Source organism: Francisella sciaenopsi (assembly GCF_045862875.1).
Lineage (GTDB): Bacteria > Pseudomonadota > Gammaproteobacteria > Francisellales > Francisellaceae > Francisella > Francisella sciaenopsi.
This window is the reverse complement of record NZ_BTHG01000001.1, coordinates 34,732-53,575: the sequence shown is the minus strand read 5'-3', so window position 1 is coordinate 53,575 and position 18,844 is coordinate 34,732. Positions and strand designations below refer to the sequence as shown.

Here is an 18,844-nt window from a genome sequence, read left to right as displayed (position 1 = left end):
TTTTAACTAAAAGTAAACTATCGATTTAATTTATTTAGAAATGCTAGATAAATAAAACAAATAATGTAAGCAGCAACTGTTCCCCAGTTAATTCCTATAATTGGATATAACCAAAAAATTAACAAATCATATATTACTAAAATAGACACTCCATATGAGAAGTGTTTTAGTACTCCTGGAAATAATAAATTCCTGTATCTAAAAATTAAAACAGCAATCACAGAAGTTAACATTACTGGGAATGAGGAAAATATCCCTGCCCATTCATGTCCTACTATATTGGCAATCCCTGTGATTAATAGGACAAACGAAGCTACTAAAAAAATTCTAAAAGCTATAACCTTAAATATATTAACAGACTCAAGCTTAATATTCTCTGTAGCCAAATTTTCTTTGACAACTATCTTAAAGAAGATAATAGTTAATATCATTGTGATTATAAAAATTATTAGTCCTAATGACAAAGTAATATTAAACTTTGTAAAAATGTAAGCACTTGTGAAATAAGCGACAAATCCTATACCAAGGGCGCTAATGGTATTAATAAATCGTTGATTAGAGAAAAGCTTACTACCGAAATAAAAGCCAACAGTAAATAACAGCATAGAAGCAAACCCTACAAGTGCATAAGGCATTGAATCTATCAGAAACTGTAATCCATTTTCACGTGCATAAAAATAAGTAAAAAGACCAACACTTAGTGGTAAGCCTGAAAATAAGCCACCTAATCTAGGACTTTTCTCAGATATATATATTAGTCCTAGTACCATTAAAGCTGATAATATTATTTTTATAGCAATCAACAACATATAATAAATATCTTTATGAAATATAGATTGAAAGTTTACACTATTTGGTATTTTTATAAATCATTTTACAGACCTAATAATGCTATACTAACAAAAGCATTTATCTATACTAATATCTATGATGCAAAATGTAATTGTTGTCTTATTTAATGAATTTGAAACTTTAGATGTTTTTGGACCAGTTGAGATTTTTGGGAGTTTCAAAGAACACTTCAAACTTGAATATTATTCTCTAGAGGGAGGTAATATATATAGTAGTCAGAATGTCTATATAAATACCAAAAAACTCTCAGATACTAATTTAAAAAACTCTATATTATTTGTACCTGGAGGTATTGGCACAAGAGAGTTAATATACAATAAAAAATTAGTAGCTGAATTAACTAGACTAGCAAAAAATGCTAAATATATACTTACAGTCTGTACCGGCTCATCCTTATTCTCTCAAACAAATCTGCTTAATAACAAAAAAGCTACCTCCAATAAAAAAGCTCTAAAATGGACAAAATCTATAGCTCCAGATGTAAACTGGATAGATAGAGCTAGATGGGTAAAAGATGATAATATTTATACTAGCTCTGGTATAAGTGCTGGCATAGATATGTCTCTTGGCTTCATAGCCGATATCTTAGGCTATGATGTAGCTAAACAAAAGAGTATAGAGTTAGAATATTCATGGCAAGAAGATGCAAATATTGATGAATTTGCAGATATTTATAATTAGATAACATAACTAAATTACTTATTGATTATATGTACACATCCAATCTGAAGAATTTGCTTGCCCACAGTATCCTGAATCATTCAAAGACCCAATAGTATTCAATATCATTTGTCTTTGACTATCACTTAAATCTGCATTATCAAAATCATCCGCAGTCGTTAAATTTACAATATTATCATTATTATCAATATATTGAATACCATCAGCTCCTGTTAAACTACTTATTGAAAAACCATCTTGGCTTGTTGCAGTATAAGAGCCTTCTCCAGTAGGGTTAGTATCAATATATGTATCTCCATTATATATATAACAACTATGACCATCCACACATGGCAGATTTGTTGATGACCTATAAGAAGATGTTTCTAATAAATTTGAATCATAACCATTAGATGATTGACTATTATCTGTAGATGCTCCTGTGTTATTTTCTACTGAACTACTAGAATTTGGTTGGCATGTATTTGGCAGTTGAGAATTATTAAGTCCTGTTCCACTACAGGTCCACAATATAGTTGACCCAGAATTAATACTAGGAGTTAGTGATATCGATGAGTTTGGTACAATATCACTAGTATCTAAAATTAATGCTCCACCAGCTCCTATACTTGCACCACTTGGTAACGTTGATAAATCACTTTCTGTATAATCAAGGCTTCCATTATTATTTGATGCGTATTCTGCTGCAGCTGCCTTTATTGAACCTAATTTTCCTATCTCTGAGATTATATTTGATCTAACTTGATAGTTTGCATAAGCTGGTATTGCTACAGCTGCAAGTATTACTATTATCACAATTACCACTAGAATTTCTAGCAGTGAAAAGCCTCTACTATTTTTTTTCATTTTTTACAATTTTTTTTACAGCGTTTAAGATGGTTTTTATTATATGGCAAACTATTAAAAATTTCTAAAAAAATGGAGAATTTTATATTCAGAAAATACAAATATATTATTTTTAATTTTAAGTTTTTATGAAGTTTAACCAAGCTAAGCTAATATTAATGAGTTTGCTGATTTTTATAAGTAATTAGTCATTTACAAAGAGTTTTAAAACGCTATCAAATTGAGGTATTACTCGACCATGAACGCTTTTAATTCATCTTTTTGTCAAATTTGAGAAAATAAAATCACAATATTTCTAATGCTAGATTAAAATATAATACTCTTTAACCACTTTTTTAAATGTAATTTAGCTCAGGATTATCTACCTTATATTTTTATAATTCACTATTGTATTACTGAAGACAGGATGCTTTATAACTACTGACAGATAAATGCTGAAGAATTACTCTCACAATATACTGTTTGTTTCATATCCTCAATAGTTGTATATATTTCCTGCTTCTGTTGCTCAGATAAATCTGTAGAATTTTCAATATCAGTCATAGAGCTTGCATCAAGGCTAGTATCCCCTTGCTGAAAAGTAAATCCATAATCTGGATCATATGCAACTACAGCAAGAGTATCATAGTTTAAGTCATTAGGATCCGTATTAACAATATCTTGATCCCTATACGAATAAATCTGTCCACCATCTGTAATAAATACAAATGCATCATTGCCACTGGTATAACATGCACTAGCACCAGAGTCACTACAAGATGCTCCAAACATACTATTAGTTGAGCTCAAAGAAGAATCAAATGATACATTACTATTTGTTTCAATAGTATCACTACATATTGATGGTAGCTGTGAATCATTAAGTCCTGTAGCATTACACTTCCATGTAACAGTACCTGAGTTGATATTAGGAGCCAAAGATACTGTTGAATCAGCAACAATACCACTTGTATCTAGTACTAAAGCTCCATTATCACCAATACTAGACCCACTCGGTAAAACTCCAATGTCATCTATAGTATAGTCCAAGTTACCATAATTGTGAGAAGCATATTCTGATGCCATAGCTTTAGCTGATCCTAACTTCTCAATTTCTGATGTGATCTTTGATCTAATTTGATAATTAGAATATGCGGGTATAGCTACTGCTAATAATATTGATATGATAACTATTACAATTAGTATTTCAATTAATGAAAACCCTTTAATTTTAATTTTAATTTTCACTTAGGCTATTTGTATAAAAAAATAATTTATCAGTATAGATTATTAATAAATATTAAAAATTAAATTTTACTTATATTCTATATAATAAAATTATATATATAACTTAAAATATGATGAATAGTTCTAATTGAATAATTAATCTAAAGAATTAGTTGTATAAATAAAGCTTGCTAAAGTTAAATTAAAAACTATAAACCATTAGAGTGTATAATAGCTAATAGTTCTCAACCAAAAACTTATACAGCAAATATCCTTATGAGTAAAACAAGAAAAATCATACATATTGATATGGATTATTTCTTTGCTCAAGTTGAGGAAAAAGCAAATCCAAGCCTTAAAGATAAACCATTTGCTGTAGGTGGTACCAACCCTAAGCGAGGGGTAATATCTACTTGTAACTATATAGCTAGAGAATATGGTATACACTCAGCTATGCCTACTGCAATTGCGATGCAAAAGTGCCCTAACCTTATACTTCTAAATACTGACTTTGCAAAATATAAAGCTGCATCATCCATTATAAGAGAGGTATTTAAGACTTTCACAGATAAGGTTGAGCCTCTATCTCTTGATGAGGCGTATCTGGATGTTACAGATGTTGCAGCATATAAAAATAGTGCAACACTAATTGCTCAGGCTATTAAACAAGAGATTTTTAACAAAACTGGGCTCACAGGATCAGCTGGGGTAGCTCCAAATAAACTACTTGCAAAAATAGCTAGTGATATAAATAAGCCTAATGGATTATATGTAATCACTCCTGAACAAGTTAATGATTTTGTTAAAGATCTACCAGTTAAGAAACTTTTTGGTGTTGGTAAAGTCTCACAAGAAAAACTAAAAAGTATGAATGTCGAAACTTGCTTAGATTTGCAGCAACTAAGTCTAACTACTCTTCTAGATAAATTTGGTAAATTTGGAAGTAGTTTATATAACTATGCCAGAGGTATTGATAACCGTGAAGTTAATCCAGTACGTATCCGCAAGTCTGTAAGTGTAGAAAATACATATTTAGAAGATCTAAAGACTCTCGAGCTTTGCCTAGAAAAACTACCTAACCTATATGATAAATTGACCAGTCGCATGACTGAAGAGCATTATAAATCTATAATTGGTATTGTTGTCAAATTTACAGATACAAAATTTAATAAAACTAGCCTGACTAGAGTAGCAAAAACACTAGATAAAGAAGTGATAAAAAATCTAATAATTGAGTTACATCAAAAACAAAATCACCCGATTAGACTAATTGGTATAGGTGTACGACTTGGAGAGGTTGATGATAAGCAGATGGAATTGTTCTAATTGTTTTGGTTGATTAATTTATAACATATTATTTTGTATATTTACTTATAAGGTTTTGAAAATCAGAATCTGCTTTATAATTATCCCAATCTGCATCATTCTGAATATGTTCAATAACATAATTGTCTTTTAAGACCTCTTCTAAAAGCTCTAATGCTTCTTCTCTTCTTTCTAAAATTGCTAATGCGCATGCGATATTATATTTAACTTCAGTTCTAACATTCTTACTTTCCATTACTTTAGCTATATTATTAGCTGCTTCAAAATCACCTAAATAAGCATTTGCCATGGCTTTTAAAGATAATACATCCTCTGTTTGCTCAGAAGCTTGCTCTAAACTAGCGATTGCTTTTGGATAATCTTTTAATTCTAGATAACAGTAACCTATGTGCATACTATATTCATCTTTAGCCATTTCATCTAGCTCTATAACTTTTTCTAGCTTAATTATTGCTTTTTCATAATCCTTACTTTCTAAAAAATTCATTCCTTCATAGAATAAAAAAGTGCTTAATGAGTTTTCTTGATTTGCTATAAATCCATGAATATCATCATATATAGTATTAGTATGTATATTAAAATTTTTCCTTAAAAAAGAAAGGATATCTTTTTTGATTTTGTTAGGAATTATTATTGTTTTATACAATTTTTTATCTAAAAATCCTGTAGAACTTATAACAAAAATACTACTTTGAAATAATGCTCTTGTATTTATTGGAGCTTCAAATGAATAAACTCCTTGCATGGAGTTTATATTTTGGAAAGATTGCAACCGCCCTATTTTTTTATAATCTAGAAAATAAATAATACCGTCTTTATCTTCGCTAGCTTTAATATCATTACAAGCAAAAAATAATGCTATTAGAATATTTTTTGTAAAATCAATAAGATTTGTTTTTGCTCCATAATGCTGTAAATCACTTAATACTTTAATATTAGATTCGCTATTTGAATAATACCTTTTTGCTTTATCTAACATTTGTAATTGAAGCTGAGGTAATACCCCCTTAAATCCATTACTTATGTATTGTTCACATTTTCTATATAAACTAGAACAACATGGAACATTATATTTCATATTCTCACCACGAAAAATATAGTTTCCATTTGAGCTTTCATTTAATAACTCAAGAATGAATTTATTTATATTATCACTCATTTATAAAACCTCATTAAATACTTATAAACAATTCTTATATTGCTCAAGAATTGCAAAAATCTCTCGTTCATGCGCCAATTGGTTTAACCTCATGCGAAACTCTTTTGAGCCTGGTAAATCAGCAAGATAAAAGCTTGCATGAGTTCGAATTTCTTTAACTGCTACTTTAGCAGTTTTTAGCTTAATGAGTCTTCTTAGATGTTCTCCTAATACTTCAACACGCTCAACTGGTGTTGGTGGTGATATTAGCTCACCTGTATTGAGATACTCGGCAATTTGCCTAAAAATCCAAGGGTTACCACGAGATGCACGCCCCACCATCACAGCATCTACTCCTGTATGCTCTATCATAGCCTTAGCGCTATGAGGACAGAATACATCTCCATTACCAATCACAACTGTATCTACAGCTTTTCTAACATCACGGATAATATCCCAATTTGCTTTACCGGTATACATCTGCTCACGTGTACGTCCATGTATCGCAATAGCACTTACACCAGCATTTTCACATGCTTTAGCAACCTCTATAGCATTGATATTTTCATCATCCCAACCAATGCGCATCTTTACAGTTACTGGTTTATATACTGCCTTTACTACAGCTGTTAGTATCTCATGGATTCTATCGACATCTTTAAGAAGTGCAGCTCCAGCTTGCAATTTTTTAGCAACTTTTGGCATAGGACAACCCATATTTATATCTAAAAAATCACATTCTGTATTCTCTGCGATATATTTTGTCGCACCAACAAAACTATCAATATCTGTACCAAATATCTGTATACCTAATGGTTTTTCACTATTTTCCATATAGAGCATTTCCATAGTTTCCCAATTACGCTCAACTACGGCTTTGTTACTAACCATCTCAGTATATATTAGTCCTGCCCCATGCTCTTTGCATATAGTACGAAATGCACTATCACAAAATCCCGCCATTGGTGCAAGTACGACATTATTTTCAATTTCTATATCTGCTATTTTAAAGCCCATCTTTCACACCATCTAATAGAAACCATTGCCCCATTTGCTTGGGTTGGTCAAAGCTTATGCCATGTTTTTTAAACTCTTCTTGAACTTCATCAACTTGATTTTCTATGATTCCAGACAGGGCTAATCTTCCACTAGGCTTTAAACTACCTGTAATATTTTCAACTAGACTTATTAATACATTTGAGAAAATATTAGCTACTACCAAATCAAATTGCTGCGTAGGAGCGCTATCACTAAAGTGGGTTTTATCAGCTACGCTATTTTCTTGAGCATTTTTGATAGATGACTCTATTGAGTTTGGATCAATATCTATACCTTCGGCATACTTTACTCCTAGTTTAACAGCTCCAATGGCTAGTACTCCAGTACCACAACCATAGTCCAGAACGGTTGAATCTTTGCTAACATGCTGCTCTAACCATTCTAGACACATTTTAGTCGTCTCATGATTACCACAGCCAAAAGCAATACTTGGATCAACTATTATATAAGTACGTTTATTATCTTGAGGCGGCTGTCGCCAATTTGGATAGACAACTATATTCTTACCAATCTCTATAGGTTCATAATCATATAACCAAGCAGCTTCCCACTGCTGATCTTTAATTATTTCGTAATTTATTTCACTTTCAATTATCTTTTCAAACTTTTTTTGAATGTTAGCAATAATACTATCTATATCATGATGGTTCTCATATAAGACTGTAATGCTGACGATATCATCGGATTTATCTATTCTTGTTACAGAACCTGCATCATTATCAAAGAGGTAATTCTCGACTATGTCAAAATATTTAGATTTTAGCGTAAATTCTAACTGGTGCCATTGTTGCATTTTATAAAAAATAATTCAAAACTTCATATATCGTGAAATAATACTAAATATACTAATTAACAGCTAGATTAAATTACTTATTTGATATCCACTAATTGACCTTATTTCAACAATCTTTATTTTGATCTAATCTTCTTAACCAGAAATGATTAATAACCCTCAATGCATGAACCGCTAAATATCCAGCACTCGCTACTAAAAGACCAGCAACAAAACTACCTAAAAACAGTGGTTTCCAAAATTCATGTAAATGATTTAGCATATAAGAACCAAATGTTTCCCAGTTAGAGATATCAACCTGTTCTCCAAGCAAAAAACATCCAAATATATAATTACCCAAATACATTGGCACCCATGTTAAAGGATTACTAATCCATACCGTCGAAATTGCTATTGGTATATTAGCTCTCAAAATTATAGCTGAAATAACTACTGGAGTCATTTGCAAAGGTAATGGAATCATCATCCAAAAAAATCCTATAAAGACACCTCTTGCAACAGTATTATAATTAGCAACCCATAGACTTTTATTTGTAACTCTATGTGCTACAAAACCCAAAAATTTAGAATTCTCTAGTCTTTTTCTTTTTTTAATTAATTTTCGAGCTTTTTTAGTATTCATATTTCTAGATTTCTTTCAAAAAAGTGGGTTATATAAAATCTGATAATTATTTATATCTAATACTCTGATCACACAAAATACTTTGAATTTAAACTTAGAAAATATCTCCTCGTTATTATGGCTGACTATAAGACCAAAATAGTCTATTTGCATCATCACCAGGACTGAACTCTACTTGTCTATTGTCTATATACTCACCATATCTTGAGTTAATAAACTGTCTATCTGGTGGTACATACGCAGCGCCTTGCGCTCTCTCTTGCTCAACTTCCGGCCCATAATACATTGTATATGGATTCGCTGGTCGCATATAAGCATAACTCATCGCCACACTTAATAAACCTATAGTAATTAGAATTATTTTTTTCATCTTTTTATATCTCCTTTAAAAGGCCTTTAGCCCAAAATTAATTATAACCTTTTTTAGTTACTTATATGAAAAAAATTTAACTTTAGACTATAGATATTTTGCTACAATTATCTTTAGAATAAATGTCTACACGAAAGATATGCAACAATACAGTACTAAATATAACAAAAAAGCTATTTTATTAGTTAATCTAGGCACTCCAGATAACTATGATGTAAAATCTATTAGAAAATATCTTAGGGAATTTTTATCTGATCGTAGAGTCATAGAAGCTAATCCAATATTATGGAAATTAATATTAAACCTAATTATTTTACCTATTCGCTCAAAAAAGAATGTTCACTCTTATGAAGCAGTTTGGGATAAAAAGCATAATAAATCTCCATTATTACTTTATACAGAAAATCTTGCCAAAGAATTAAATGCAAAGTTAGATAACCATATAGTTGATTACGCTATGCGATATGGTAATCCAAGTATTGAAAGTAAGATTAAAAGCTTACAAGATCAGGGTGTAACTGAAATAATAGTATTTCCTCTATATCCTCAGTATTCTGCGACTACCACAGCAACTGTTTATGATGAAATATACAGAGTCCTATCAAAGCTAAGATGGCAACCTACTATCAAAGGAATAAACCCTTACTATGATAATAAATTTCATATTGAGACTATTAGCAAGCAAATAAAAGATCATTTACAGAACTTAGATTATACCCCTGATACAGTTTTATTTTCATTTCATGGTTTACCACAAGAATATTTTGATAAAGGTGATCCTTACTATTGTCATTGCCATAAAACTTATCGCTTAGTAAAAGAGTATTTACAGGATAATTACCCAAATATAGATTTTGAATTATCATTTCAATCTCGTTTTGGACCTAAAAAATGGCTAGAGCCATATACTACTATCAAACTAGAAGAATTTGCTAAACAAAATAAAAAAGTTGTAGTTATAGCTCCTGGTTTTAGTGTTGATTGTTTAGAGACTTTAGAAGAACTAGCTATCACTGAGAGACAGGATTTCTTAGATAAAGGTGGTAAAGAATTTAGTTTAATACCTTGCCTAAATGATTCTCGAGAGCATGTTGAAATGTTATACAATATCATTATAAATGAGTAAGTTAATGTTAAGATCATGAGAATCTATATTAAAAGCTTAATCCTAATAGTATCAATACTTCTCTCTAGTAGCTTATGCTTCTCTTATGGTAAATACGGTAATATAGAAAGGAATGACTCCATAATCAAAGAAATCCAAGATGGAGGCCAAGAGTATACATCAAAACAAACAACTCAAGCAAACTCTAATAAACCAGTATCAATAATATGGGTTCAAAAAGACTATTTAACTAAACAACAGGCATTAAATCTACAACAAAAAATTGATAAAGCTATTGTAGAAATTCGTAATACTTTAGAAATTCCTAAGAATGAAAGAAACTTTACTATACATTACTATGTATATGGAGCTCATGAAGCATCACATGCTATAACAGGGTATCATATGCTTGATAAAGCTCATCCAACAACTTTTATTACGTGGTATGCTCAAGGTAGATCTCCTTATGTACATGAAACAGTTCATATTATCGCTTGGCATTGGCGTAGTGTTTGGATCAAGGAAGGACTAGCGGTATATCTTAATCAAAAGCTTGGTGGTGAACCAACATTCCCTAACTTTGGTAAGAACCTAAATTTCTTAGCAAAAAAACATATCGAAAGTATATCCTCAAATGGCAACCTAAGCAGTATATTAGCAGATAAATATGAAGTTGGTGAAAATGGTTTAGTTTTCTTTAAGGGCCCTAAGGAAGAAAGAATTCATAAGAAGAAAATATTCTATATATTATCAGGTTCTTTCACTGAGTATTTATTTACACAATTAGGTGCTAATAAATTTATGCAAATCTATAATGCCAATAATACAAAAGAGGCTATAAATAAAGTTACTGGTAAAACCATTTCTCAATGGGAAAATTCTTGGGCAAATTATTTGAAAAACACTAATTTTACAGAATATGAAAAAGAAAATTAATTCTCATAAAACAACTTCTATACATTGGTTTCGTCAAGACTTACGCCTTGCGGATAATCCTGCTCTACATCAGGCTAGTCAAACAGATGAAACAATTACGATATTTATACTAGACGAGAATCAAAAGATTGGTGGAGCTAGCAAACTTTGGTTGCATCACTCTCTAAATAGTTTAAATAAATCTCTAGATAATAAACTCCATTTTTTTAGTGGTAACCCCCTAGAAATAATAAAAAAACTTGTCAAAGAAAATAATATCACAGATTTTTATTGGAATAGATGTTATGACAAATATAGCATAGTTAGAGATACTGAAATTAAAAACTTTCTCCAAGAGCAAAATATAAATGTAAGCAGTTTTAATGGAAGTCTACTTATCGAACCATGGCAATGTAAAAAAGGTGATGATACACATTATAAAGTCTACACCCCTTTCTACAAGGAGCTTATCAAAATTAGAAAATATCGTCCAAATACTGTCAAACCAAGCTTTAGCTTTCTAAAAAAGCTAAAAACTGCTGATGACTTAGACTCGTTAAAACTACTAGAACCAAAACTTTCTTGGCAAAACATAATAGATCAATGGCAAATTGGCGAAGATGCCTCGCATCAAATCCTTGAGGAGTTTCTAGATAATAAAGTGAAAGAATACAAAACAGCTAGAGACTTCATGAGTACAGACTCAACTTCTAAATTATCCCCATATTTACATTTTGGTGAGCTATCACCTAACCAAATTTTTAATGCAGTGCAGAGTCTAGACTATATCGGTAACAATGAAGAGCACTTTATCAAAGAGTTAGTTTGGCGTGACTTTTCTTACTACCAAATATATTATTATCCTGAATTACATAATAAAAACATCAACCAAAAATTTGATAATTTTGAATGGGATAACAACCCTACTCTTCTCAAGAAATGGCAAACTGGACAAACAGGTATTCCAATAGTTGATGCTGGTATGAGAGAGCTTTGGCAGACTGGCTATATGCATAATCGCGTACGTATGATAGTTGCTAGCTTTCTTATAAAAAACTGTCTTATCCACTGGAAATATGGAGAAAAATGGTTTTTTGATACTTTATTCGATGCTGATTTTGCTAGTAATAATGCTAACTGGCAATGGGTTGCTGGTTGTGGTCTAGATGCTGCTCCTTACTTTAGAATTTTTAATCCTGTACTACAAGCTGAAAAATTTGAAGCTTATGAATATATCCGTAAGTATGTACCTGAACTTAAGTTTCTACCAAATAAACTAATTACAAAGCCATGGGAAGCAAGCGAACTAATCTTACAAGAAGCAGGAGTTAAGTTAGGTGATAACTATCCAAAACCTGTAATAAATCTCAAGAAATCTCGAGACAAGGCATTAGAATTGCATAAGAAGCTAAGCTAATGTTATCCATATTATTAATTATCTATAGTCTATAGCATTTATATTTGAGATTATTAGTATAGTTGTAATCGAGGAGAATAGTTATGAGTGATAAAATAAAAGCCATTAAAGCTATGGAAATTTTAGACTCTAGAGGTAACCCAACTGTTAGAGTTTATATAGAACTTGAAGATGGTACACAAGCTACAGCATCTGTACCTTCTGGAGCTAGTACAGGTGAAAATGAAGCTGTGGAGTTACGTGATGGAGATAAATCACGTTACGGTGGCAAAGGTGTATTAAAAGCAGTTGCAAATGTTAGTGAAGTTATAGCTCCTGCATTGATTGGAATAAATGCTCATAAACAATCACAAATTGATCGTATAATGATTGAGCTAGATGGCACAAAAAACAAATCAAAACTTGGAGCTAATGCAATACTAGGAGTATCAATGGCTGTTGCAAGAGCTGCTGCACTATCTCATAAAATACCTTTATACCAATATCTTGGTGGTGCTGGAGCTAGAAGAATACCTGTACCATGTATGAATATCTTAAATGGTGGTGAACATTCAGATAATAATGTTGATTTCCAAGAGTTTATGGCCGTACCTATTGGCGCTAAATCATTTAGTGAGGGCTTACGCTATGTAGCAGAGACTTTTCATATATTAAAAAGTATTCTTAAAGAACGTAACCTAGTAACTAGTGTTGGAGATGAAGGCGGATTTGCTCCAAATGTCGAAAGTAATGAAGCAGCTATTGAACTAATTATAGAGGCTATTAAAAAAGCAGGCTATACACCAGGTAAAGATATCTCAATAGCTATAGATTCAGCAGCGAGTTCATTCTCTCCAAATATTGATGATAAATATGATCTAAAATGGTCTGGAATTGGTAAAAAAACCAATCATGATTTGATAAATTTAGCTAAAGAATGGGTAAAAAAATATCCAATTATTCTATGGGAAGATCCTTTGTCTGAAGCTGACTGGAATGGTTTTAGAAATTTCACAGCTGAACTTGGTGAACATATAGAAGTAGTTGGAGATGATATATTTGTCACAAATACTGAATATATTTCTCGTGGTATAAAAGAAAAAACTGCAAACTCAGCATTAATTAAGCTTAATCAAATAGGTACTGTTTCTGAAACTATAGAGGCTGTAAGAATGTGTCGAGATAATGGCTGGCGTTATTTTATATCACATAGATCAGGAGAAACAGAAGATGACTTCTTAGCTGACTTTGCAGTAGCTATGGATGGCGGACACCTAAAAACTGGTTCAGCTTGCCGTAGTGAGCGTATAGCTAAATATAATCGCTTATTAGAAATAGAAAGAGAACTTGGAAGTGATGCTCTTTATTATTGGAAGTAATTACTAATATTTTAATGCAATTATAAATGGTATTATTTTTTTATATACCTGCCTAAAGATTCCTTATCGAAATTCATATTGATTACTAATTTATCGTAAATACTATTTTATATATAAAATTATAAAATGTTTTACATATAAAACATTAACAAATATTTAGAAAAAATATAGCTAATAAATTAAAAATCTAATTTTATAAAATGGTTATATTCTTGATTTTTTTTCAATTTAGCAGGATGATTATCATAGTTGCCATCAAAAGGTCCGACATATTGTGGCTCAAAACAAATAGCATCATATTGTTTTAGTATATTACCATTTGAAAGGATATGCCCTCTGCTAAAATTACATGTATAAATTTGCATTGCAGGATATGAGCTTGAAACTTTTAATTTTCTACCATTAGTATGATTTTCAAGAGTAATTGCTCCATCAACAATATAACAATGATCTATTCCACCTTTACTAAAATATTTAGAGTCTTGTTTTTTTAGCTTATCTCCAATTCTCGAGCTTATATTAAAATCCATTTCCTCTGGCAAATTAGCTATCTCAGTAGGTATTAAATCGTTATCGACATCAACAAATTTTGTAGCTGGTACCTTAAGCTTATGATCAACTATAGTAGTTTTATAATCCCCTGATAAATTATAATGGCAATGATTCGTCATATTTAAAACAGTATCTTCATTTGATATAGCATTAAATTTTATAACTAAAGATTTTTCTAACAGCTCATAAGTTACATTTATGTTTATATCCCCTGGAAACTTATCGACGGATGACTTTTGTATAGCTGTAAATCTAATTTTATTACTATTTATGATTTCAAAATCAAACCTCTGATGAGTTACACAATTAAATCCACCATGAAGAGTATGTTTATCTTGATAGTTTTTTTCTAAATTATATGTTTTGTTATTTAAAGTAATTTTAGCATCTTTAATTCTACCAGCAACTCTACCTACAGTTGCTCCAAAATATGATGGATTACCAGAATATTCTTGAATATCTTGATACTGTAATACAATATTTTCTAGCTTATTATCTCTATCTTTTGTTTTAAGTGAATAAATAACTGCCCCTAAATCTAGGAGAGTAACTTCAACATTATCATTTTTTAATGTTATTAAATTATATGGCTTATTAGCTATATGAACTTCTTTAATACTCATATTATCTCCTTAGCAAAATCTAATATTAACTTAGCAATCTCTAATTTAGTTTTATTAATGTATTCTTTACTTATCTTTTCTGACAAAATTGTTACAGAAGAATTATCTTTTCCAAAAACACTTGTAGAATTTGCCACAATCATATTTAGATTTTTTTTGACAAGCTTAGATCGAGCATATTCAACTATATTTTCAGACTCAGCCGCAAATCCTATAGCAAAAATACTTGGATATGATTTTTTACAATTTGCTAAAACATCAGGATTTTTAATAAATTCTAAAGTTAAATTTTCATCAGTCTTTTTGATTTTATTATCAAATTTATGTTTTATTTTATAATCTGCAACCGCCGCACAACCAATAAATATATCACTATCTTTGGCTTCTTGTAGCATAGTTTTATTCATATCATCAGCACTTAATGTTTTGATAATATTTAAATTGGGGTGATTTAAATCTAAATCTACAGATGTTTTTGCTTTAAGAACAGTAACTTTCGCTCCTCTATTAACAAGCTCTTTTACTAATGCAAAGCCCATTTTTCCAGAACTATAATTTGATAAATATCTTACTCCATCAATATCTTCTACAGTTGCTCCTACTGTTATCACTACTTTTTTAGCTTTGAAATCTTGAGCAACACTCAATAACTCAAACAAAACTTCAGGCTCATGTAATCTGCCACTCCCTATATCTCCACAAGCTTGAATGCCTTGATCTGGAGCAATCAAATTAAACCCTATACTTTGAAGCTTTGTGATATTCATCTGAGTCAGTTGATTTTGCCACATATTTACATTCATAGCAGGAGCTATATATACTTTAGAATTATCATCATTAGCTAATATTGTTTGACTTAATAAATCATCCGCTAAACCGTGAGTTAATTTTGCAATAGTATTTGCTGAGGCTGGAACTATAAATATTTTATCAGCCCAACGTGATAAATTGATATGTGCCATACTTTGACTATATTCACTCATATTCAAAGATTCATCAGTATAGACATTACAGCCTAACGCCACTAAAAGCTCAGGCTTTATAAATTGCTGTGCTCCTTTAGTGACTATAGCTCTACATTCAACACCGCTTTTAATAAAAAGTCTTATCAAATTTATAGTTTTAAAAGCTGATACACTACCAGTAATCCCAAATAAAATCTTATTACTCATAAATATTAATCTCTATTTAATATCTTCTCTCTTTTATAAAACATAATTATTAGTAAGACCATAATAGCAACTACTACAGCTAAGATATTTACATTCATTCTAAATGTACTTTCATTAGTAATCCAATAAGCAAAAATAATCCCAAAGAAAATACTACTACTTCTACCTAAAGCAAATATCATATTAGTAGCTAATGAACGGACTTCTGTCGGAAATTCAGTTGCTGCATATTGTGCCCACATAATATTATAACCACCACCAATAAGCCCAATAAGTATTCCATAGAAAAATATAAAATCACTAGATACATATTTATATGCAAAAATGCTCACCAAAAATATAACTATATTTATTACAAAGAATAAACTTGGTGATTTAAAATATTGGTTATATATTCCGCTAAGAATACTACTAATAATATTTCCTGCAAAAAATCCAAATAAAAACAGCTTAACTAAACTTGCAAAATCGACATCATTCGCGATGAATTTCACCAATGCGAACATTACAGTTATTACAAAGAAATAAGGTAACGTAATTAGAAAGTTAAGAATCAGCGGTTTATTATAATTTCTAATAAGGAAACTAATACTTCCCGCATTTTTAAATTTATCAGATTTATACAACGCTATAAAATGTGGTGACTCTTCTAATACTCTCCGAAATGCGTATATCCCTAAGCCGGCAAATCCACCAAAAATAAACATTACTTTATAAGAGAAAACACCGAAAAGTGTTGCCGCAACACCTCCTAATACTCCAAGAATATATAAAAGACTCATTCCCCAAGCCGCTAATCTAGGCGGAAAAAATTCCACTATCAAAACACTAGATACAGCAAACTCACTTGCTAGGGCCAAATATGCTAAAAATCTTAGTAGCATAAAAATGTAGATATTATTTACAAATATACACAATAAAGTAGTCAAAGAATAAAGCAAAATACTATATTTTATGACCGTAATACGCCCAAACTTATCAGCTAATATACCAAAAAGGATCGCACCGACCAAGATACCAACCATTTGAATATTATTTATCAAGTAATAAGTTTGTTGAATTTTAGTAGAATCAAAAATTCCAAATTGTTGTTTTAGTAGATCAACATAAGAGACGCTAAAGACAGTCAAATCATAAAAATCTATAAAGTAACCTAAACACAGTATTACTAAAATCCATTTTGCATTTTTCATTATTCAAAATAAATTGATAATATTAGAGATGTATTATAGATAGATAAAAGTTTAATGACTATAGCTAAAAGCATTAATCGACAATAATATTTTTCTCATTTGCTGTAGATCTACAAAATGCTACATAACGCTTATCAGTCACAAACCAATAGAATACCGCACCAACAATAGCATCAGCAAAATAGTTTGTTATAGGTGTAGTTAAGCAAACAAAAATTATAAATGGTAAGATAAGCATTAAAAGATTTTTAATACCAATTCTTCTAAACTCAAGGCTTGCATATATAGTTATTAGAACTACAAGTATTGCACTCATATTTATTTGTGTCTGAATCTCTACTGTATTAAGTAATAATGTCAAAACCACAAATACAACTAAACCAAATATTCTAGTACGTGGCGCTAAAGCTCCCATACTTACAGGTGCTGCCATATATCCAATAATATGAAAACCTGTCACAACCAACATCAAACCAGTCCAGTTATCTGAGAAAAACAAAAATATAACTGATAAAATAAAGTTTGCAAGAAGAGATCTACGCGAGATATTTACTACAGGAGTAATCTTAGCAAAATATCTAGGCATTTGTCCTTCTGAAGACATTGCGTATAGCATTCTCGAAGAAGCACCTAAATATGTATATCCTGTAGCAGATGGGCTAACTACACTATCAACTATAAGTAAGAATGATATATAACCAAGTCCTAATAGTGTTGCTAATTGTAATAATGGTGAATCGAAATCTAATCCTGCCCAGCCACCTTTTTCTAATAAGTATTGATGAGGAACTGCCTGCATAAATGCATATTGCAAACCTAAATATAAGGCTAAAACTATTACTAATGCTAAAATAATTGCTAAAGGAATATTTCTACCAGGATTCTTTACTTCACTAGCATAAGCAACAACAGTCTGAAATCCATTGAAAGTATAGATCAAACCACCGGCAACAATAGCTGTCAATGCTGAACCAAATCCAAACTGAGAGTTATTTGGAATATCTTCGGAAAACATACTAACATGATCAGAGCTATGCATAAGTGCATAGGCTATAAATATAATAACGATTATAAATGGTACTGCCATCTTAAATACTGTTATAGCATTATTGACTCTAGCTAACAATTTGACACCATAAAAATTAATAACTAGGTACACAAATAATACGGCTAGTGCAAAAGTCATTCCAGCTGTAGTCAAAACGCCATCACTCATTAGCCATTGCATAGACTTAACACCAGATAGATATTGAGTAGTCGCCAATGCTTCAGATGAAATAACTACAACAATACCAAACCAGTTTGCGAAAGCAAATGGCATTGCAAAAATACTATTATGGGATATCGCGCTTGATCTAGTTGTAGCTCCTCTTACTGGATACAAAGATACAACTTTACCAAGACATAGCGCTATCATTACAACAATTAATGCTGCTAAAATCCAGGCTAAAAAAGCCCAGTTACCAGCACTCTTAGCTGTAAGCTGAGCACTAAATAGCCAGCCTGAACCGACCATACAAGTAGTACCAATCAATACAGCACTAAACAACGACATCTTTTTTACAGATACATTATCACTCATATTCTTTCCTTATAATTGATTTAAAACTAGACAA

18 protein-coding genes are annotated in these 18,844 nt (G+C 30.8%); 6 read left to right on the top strand and 12 right to left on the bottom strand.

The window, feature by feature from the left end; translation table 11 throughout:
• Nucleotides 1–17 precede the first annotated feature (17 nt).
• Nucleotides 18–809, bottom strand: coding sequence for an MFS transporter (locus ACKTR7_RS00260; protein ID WP_407876488.1), 792 nt, complete (start codon nucleotides 807–809; stop codon nucleotides 18–20).
• A 121-nt stretch (nucleotides 810–930) separates the two neighbouring features.
• On the opposite strand from ACKTR7_RS00260, the gene ACKTR7_RS00255 reads away from it, so the two are divergent.
• Complete coding sequence (locus tag ACKTR7_RS00255; protein WP_407876886.1) at nucleotides 931–1,533, top strand: DJ-1/PfpI family protein; 603 nt, start codon at nucleotides 931–933, stop codon at nucleotides 1,531–1,533.
• Nucleotides 1,534–1,551: 18 nt separating this feature from the next.
• On the opposite strand, the gene ACKTR7_RS00250 is transcribed toward ACKTR7_RS00255, so the two are convergent.
• Nucleotides 1,552–2,379: a prepilin-type N-terminal cleavage/methylation domain-containing protein gene (locus tag ACKTR7_RS00250; protein WP_407876487.1), complete on the bottom strand. Its 828-nt coding sequence runs from the start codon at nucleotides 2,377–2,379 to the stop codon at nucleotides 1,552–1,554.
• 417 nt (nucleotides 2,380–2,796) lie between these two features.
• Complete coding sequence (locus tag ACKTR7_RS00245) at nucleotides 2,797–3,606, bottom strand: pilin (RefSeq protein ID WP_407876486.1); 810 nt, start codon at nucleotides 3,604–3,606, stop codon at nucleotides 2,797–2,799.
• A 255-nt stretch (nucleotides 3,607–3,861) separates the two neighbouring features.
• Between ACKTR7_RS00245 and dinB the strand changes: the two genes are divergently transcribed.
• Complete coding sequence (gene dinB, locus ACKTR7_RS00240) at nucleotides 3,862–4,911, top strand: DNA polymerase IV (RefSeq protein ID WP_407876485.1); 1,050 nt, start codon at nucleotides 3,862–3,864, stop codon at nucleotides 4,909–4,911.
• Between the two features lie 28 nt (nucleotides 4,912–4,939).
• Here dinB and ACKTR7_RS00235 read toward each other — a convergent pair whose 3' ends face one another.
• The 5 genes from ACKTR7_RS00235 to ACKTR7_RS00215 form a co-directional block, all read right to left on the bottom strand.
• On the bottom strand, nucleotides 4,940–6,070 hold the full coding sequence (locus tag ACKTR7_RS00235) for an FRG domain-containing protein (RefSeq protein ID WP_407876484.1): 1,131 nt from the start codon (nucleotides 6,068–6,070) through the stop codon (nucleotides 4,940–4,942).
• Nucleotides 6,071–6,091: 21 nt separating this feature from the next.
• The gene (gene dusB / locus ACKTR7_RS00230) at nucleotides 6,092–7,066 is read right to left on the bottom strand and encodes a tRNA dihydrouridine synthase DusB (protein WP_407876483.1); all 975 of its coding nucleotides are present in this window, start codon (nucleotides 7,064–7,066) and stop codon (nucleotides 6,092–6,094) included.
• Nucleotides 7,056–7,901, bottom strand: coding sequence for a 50S ribosomal protein L11 methyltransferase (gene prmA / locus ACKTR7_RS00225; RefSeq protein ID WP_407876482.1), 846 nt, complete (start codon nucleotides 7,899–7,901; stop codon nucleotides 7,056–7,058). Before prmA ends, dusB begins: the two co-directional genes overlap by 11 nt.
• A 106-nt stretch (nucleotides 7,902–8,007) precedes the next feature.
• Complete coding sequence (locus ACKTR7_RS00220) at nucleotides 8,008–8,523, bottom strand: DUF2062 domain-containing protein (RefSeq protein ID WP_407876481.1); 516 nt, start codon at nucleotides 8,521–8,523, stop codon at nucleotides 8,008–8,010.
• A gap of 115 nt (nucleotides 8,524–8,638) precedes the next feature.
• Entirely contained in the window at nucleotides 8,639–8,893 is a 255-nt protein-coding gene (locus ACKTR7_RS00215; RefSeq protein WP_222829802.1) for a hypothetical protein, read from the bottom strand.
• Nucleotides 8,894–9,032: 139 nt separating this feature from the next.
• Between ACKTR7_RS00215 and hemH the strand changes: the two genes are divergently transcribed.
• The 4 genes from hemH (at nucleotide 9,033) to eno (ending at nucleotide 13,688) form a co-directional block, all read left to right on the top strand.
• Nucleotides 9,033–10,019 (top strand): ferrochelatase, encoded by a 987-nt coding sequence (gene hemH / locus ACKTR7_RS00210; RefSeq protein ID WP_407876480.1) that lies wholly within the window; start codon nucleotides 9,033–9,035, stop codon nucleotides 10,017–10,019.
• 15 nt (nucleotides 10,020–10,034) lie between these two features.
• A complete protein-coding gene (locus ACKTR7_RS00205; protein WP_407876479.1) occupies nucleotides 10,035–10,934 on the top strand; it encodes a hypothetical protein in 900 nt (299 codons plus the stop codon).
• A complete protein-coding gene (locus ACKTR7_RS00200; RefSeq protein WP_407876478.1) occupies nucleotides 10,918–12,330 on the top strand; it encodes a cryptochrome/photolyase family protein in 1,413 nt (470 codons plus the stop codon). Before ACKTR7_RS00205 ends, ACKTR7_RS00200 begins: the two co-directional genes overlap by 17 nt.
• 83 nt (nucleotides 12,331–12,413) lie before the next feature.
• Nucleotides 12,414–13,688, top strand: coding sequence for a phosphopyruvate hydratase (gene eno / locus ACKTR7_RS00195; RefSeq protein WP_407876477.1), 1,275 nt, complete (start codon nucleotides 12,414–12,416; stop codon nucleotides 13,686–13,688).
• 179 nt (nucleotides 13,689–13,867) lie between these two features.
• On the opposite strand, the gene ACKTR7_RS00190 is transcribed toward eno, so the two are convergent.
• The 4 genes from ACKTR7_RS00190 to ACKTR7_RS00175 all read right to left on the bottom strand — a co-directional run bounded on the left by ACKTR7_RS00190 (nucleotide 13,868) and on the right by ACKTR7_RS00175 (nucleotide 18,810).
• Nucleotides 13,868–14,863: an aldose epimerase family protein gene (locus ACKTR7_RS00190; RefSeq protein WP_407876476.1), complete on the bottom strand. Its 996-nt coding sequence runs from the start codon at nucleotides 14,861–14,863 to the stop codon at nucleotides 13,868–13,870.
• Nucleotides 14,860–16,035, bottom strand: a complete 1,176-nt coding sequence (coaBC, locus tag ACKTR7_RS00185; RefSeq protein ID WP_407876475.1) for a bifunctional phosphopantothenoylcysteine decarboxylase/phosphopantothenate--cysteine ligase CoaBC — start codon at nucleotides 16,033–16,035, stop codon at nucleotides 14,860–14,862. The genes ACKTR7_RS00190 and coaBC overlap by 4 nt, the downstream gene beginning before the upstream one ends.
• Nucleotides 16,036–16,040: 5 nt before the next feature.
• Nucleotides 16,041–17,228 (bottom strand): MFS transporter, encoded by a 1,188-nt coding sequence (locus ACKTR7_RS00180; protein WP_407876474.1) that lies wholly within the window; start codon nucleotides 17,226–17,228, stop codon nucleotides 16,041–16,043.
• Between the two features lie 73 nt (nucleotides 17,229–17,301).
• Nucleotides 17,302–18,810 (bottom strand): APC family permease, encoded by a 1,509-nt coding sequence (locus ACKTR7_RS00175; protein WP_407876473.1) that lies wholly within the window; start codon nucleotides 18,808–18,810, stop codon nucleotides 17,302–17,304.
• Nucleotides 18,811–18,844: the final 34 nt, after the last annotated feature.